Annotated in this window: 2 protein-coding genes and 1 pseudogene; all 3 read left to right on the top strand. The window is 72.8% G+C overall.

The window, feature by feature from the left end; all coding sequences use genetic code 11:
• Positions 1 to 293, top strand: a pseudogene (locus GTW43_RS05640) (NUDIX hydrolase); the annotation flags it as partial.
• A gap of 77 nt (positions 294 to 370) precedes the next feature.
• Positions 371 to 1,765: an NADP-dependent succinic semialdehyde dehydrogenase gene (locus GTW43_RS05635; RefSeq protein WP_161300510.1), complete on the top strand. Its 1,395-nt coding sequence runs from the start codon at positions 371 to 373 to the stop codon at positions 1,763 to 1,765.
• 145 nt (positions 1,766 to 1,910) lie between these two features.
• Positions 1,911 to 3,495 (top strand): polysaccharide lyase family 8 super-sandwich domain-containing protein (locus tag GTW43_RS05630; protein ID WP_272922499.1); only part of this gene is annotated, 1,585 nt, incomplete at its 3' end.

Below are 3,495 nucleotides of genomic sequence, written 5' to 3'. Positions count from 1 at the left end.
GCCGCGAGTTCCGCGAGGAACTCGGGGTACCCGCCCCGGACGGGACCGCGCTCGCCCTGGGCGAGGTGGTGCAGTCCGGGGGCAAGCACGTGACCGTGTGGGCGCTGGAGGCCGGGCTCGATCCGGCGGACGTGGTGCCCGGCACGTTCACGATGGAGTGGCCGCCGCGCTCGGGCCGCACGGCCGAGTTCCCCGAGCTGGACCGGGTCGCCTGGTTCGGTCTCGAGGCGGCGCGGGCGGTCGTGGTCCGCGCCCAGGCCGTCTTCCTGGACCGGCTCACGGCACGGATCTGAGTCCGGCCGCCGGTTCGCGTTGCGCGGCCCCGTACCGCGCGCGAAGGTCGAAGAACCCGCCCACAGGAGGTCATCCCATGCCCATCGCGACCGTCAACCCGGCGAACGGCGAGACGCTGCAGACCTACGACGCCCTCTCCTCCGCACAGGTGGAGGAGAAGCTGGCCCTGGCCGCCCGGACCTTCGCGACGTACCGCACGTCGGCGTTCGGCGAGCGGGCCCGGCTACTGCGGCGGGCGGCGGAGCTCCTCGACGCGGACACCCCCGAGATCGCCCGGGTGATGACGACGGAGATGGGCAAGCCGGTGGGGGCGGCCCGCGCCGAGGCGACCAAGTGCGCGAAGGCGATGCGCTGGTACGCGGACCACGCCGAGGAGCTGCTCGCGCCGGAGCGTCCCGCGCAGGCGGACGTGAAGGACTCGGGCGCGGCCCGGGCCGAGGTGCGTTTCCGGCCGCTGGGCGTGGTGCTCGCGGTGATGCCGTGGAACTTCCCGCTGTGGCAGGTCGTGCGGTTCGCCGCACCCGCGCTCATGGCGGGCAACGTGGGGCTGCTCAAGCACGCGTCGAACGTCCCGCAGACCGCGCTGTACCTCGAGGAGCTGTTCCGGCGGGCCGGGTTCCCCGAGGGGTGCTTCCAGACACTGCTCATCGGTTCGGGCGCGGTCGAGGGCGTGCTGCGGGACGAGCGGGTGGCGGCCGCGACGCTGACCGGGAGCGAACCGGCGGGCCGTTCGGTGGCGGCCATCGCGGGCGACGAGGTCAAGAAGACGGTCCTGGAGCTGGGCGGCAGCGACCCGTACGTGGTCATGCCGTCGGCGGACGTCGCGAAGGCGGCGCGGACGGCGGTGACGGCGCGGGTGCAGAACAACGGCCAGTCGTGCATCGCCGCGAAGCGGTTCATCGTGCACGAGGACGTGTTCGAGCAGTTCCGGGAGGAGTTCGTGGCCGGCATGCGGGCGCTGCGGGTCGGCGATCCGCTGGAGGAGGAGACCGAGATCGGGCCGCTCGCCACCGAGCAGGGACGGACGGACCTCGAGGAGCTGGTCGACGAGGCGGTGGAGAGCGGGGCGACCGTGCTCTGCGGCGGGCAGCGGCCGGACGGGATAGACCGGCACGGCTGGTTCTACGCGCCGACGGTCCTGGCCGATGTGTCGCCCGAGATGCGGATCCACCGCGAGGAGACGTTCGGCCCGGTCGCGACGCTGTACCGGGTCCCGGACCTGGAGGCGGCGATCGCGCTGGCCAACGACACGCCGTTCGGCCTGAGTTCGAACCTGTGGACCGGCGACGAGGAGGAGATCGAGCGGTTCGCCCGGGACAGCGGGGCGGGCGGCGTCTTCGTGAACGGCATGACGGCCTCGCACCCGGCGCTGCCCTTCGGCGGGGCCAAGCGCTCCGGGTACGGGCGGGAGCTCTCGGGCCACGGCATCAAGGAGTTCTGCAACATCACGACGGTCTGGGTCGCCGCCTGAACCGGCCCCTGCGCCGTCCGCCGGCTCGCCCGCACCGCGGGAACGATCGAAACGATCAATTCGGTTGCTTCTCTTGAGCGTTTGGAACACCGGGTGCTAGAAACCGCTTACTCCCAGCGGATCCCCGAGCCTCCCGGAGTCCTCCATGACGCCCCAGATCCCCTCCGCGCGCTCCCCCTGGTCCCGGCGCGGATTCCTCGCCGGGACCACCGCGGCCGGTGCCGCCCTGGTCACCGCCGGACTCCCGCACCAGGCCGCTTCGGCGGCCGTCGGCGCCCCGTCGGCGGCCGGCACGGGAGGCGCGGCGGCCGACGACGAGTTCGCCGCCCTGCGGGCGAAGTGGCGGGCGCTCTACCTCGGCGAGGGCTTCAGCCCGACCGCCGAGCCCTTCCGTACGAAGCTCGCCTCGCTGGGCGCCCAGGCCCGCGGCTGGCAGGAGGCGATGGCCCCGGCGGACGGGTCGCTGTGGCCGGACGCCGTGTTCGGCGACCCGGACCCCGACACGGACACCGAGTCGTACGCCTACTCCGAGAAGATCCAGACGAGTTACGAGCGCGTCCGGGTCATGGCCGAGGCCTACTGCCAGCCGGGCACCGGTCTCACCGGCGACGCCGCCCTCGAGGCGGACCTGCTCACCGCCGTGGACCACTTGAGCACGCAGGTCTACAACGCGTCCCGGGCCGCGTACGGCAACTGGTACAACTTCCAGATCGGCGCCCCGCAGCGGCTCCTCGACATCGCGATCCTGCTGTACGACCGGCTCGGCACGGAGCGGATCACCGCCGCGGTCGAGGCGATCGACCACTTCGTGCCGGACTCCCTCGTCGCCGAGTACACCGGCACCAGCACGGGAGCCAACCGCATCGACCTGTGCCGGGTCCTCGCCCTGCGCGGCATCCTCGACGGCACCGCGGCGAAGGTCGCCCTCGCCCGCGACGCCGTGTCGCCCGTCTTCCCGTACGTGACCTCGGGCGACGGGCTCTACGCCGACGGCTCGCTCATCCAGCACACCTACGTGCCGTACACCGGGTCCTACGGCGCGGTGCTCATCGACGGACTGAGCAAGCTGTTCGCGCTGCTCGGCGGCTCGACGTGGGCGATCACGGACGGCAAGCGGCAGATCTTCCTGGACTCCGTCGAGGACGCGTACGCGCCGTTCCTGCACGACGGGCTGATGGTCGACAACGTGTCGGGGCGGGCGATCAGTCGTGGACTCGTCGCGGGTGACCCCCTCAAGGTGCAGCAGGACGACCACACCCGCGGGCACGCGGTCATCGCCTCGGTCCTGCTGCTCGGACAGGGCGCGAGCGCGCAGGAGAACGCCCGCTGGCAGGGCCTCGCGAAGGGCTGGTTCACCCGCGACCGGTACAGCGACGTGACGACGGGCCGCACGCTCGGTGTCGCCGCCCTCTCCCGGGTGACGGCGCTGCTCGCCGACGGCGGCGTGAAGGCGGCCCCCGAGCCGACCGGGCACCGGGTCTTCCCGGCGATGGCCCGGGTGGCACACCGTTCGACCCGGTACACCGCCTCGGTCGCGATGTCCTCGAAGGCCATCACGTTCTACGAGACCGGCAACGGCGAGAACGTCCGCGGCTGGCACACCGGTTCGGGCCTCCTGTCCTGGTGGGCCGCGGGCGACAGCGACGGCGGCGGGCAGTACAGCGACGGCTACTGGCCGACCGTGGACCCGTACCGGCTGCCCGGCACGACCGTCTCCCGCAAGCCGCTCA

Origin of the sequence: Streptomyces sp. SID5785, assembly GCF_009870065.1 — a bacterium.
Taxonomy (GTDB): domain Bacteria; phylum Actinomycetota; class Actinomycetes; order Streptomycetales; family Streptomycetaceae; genus Streptomyces.
This window is presented reverse-complemented; position numbering and strand designations above follow the sequence as displayed.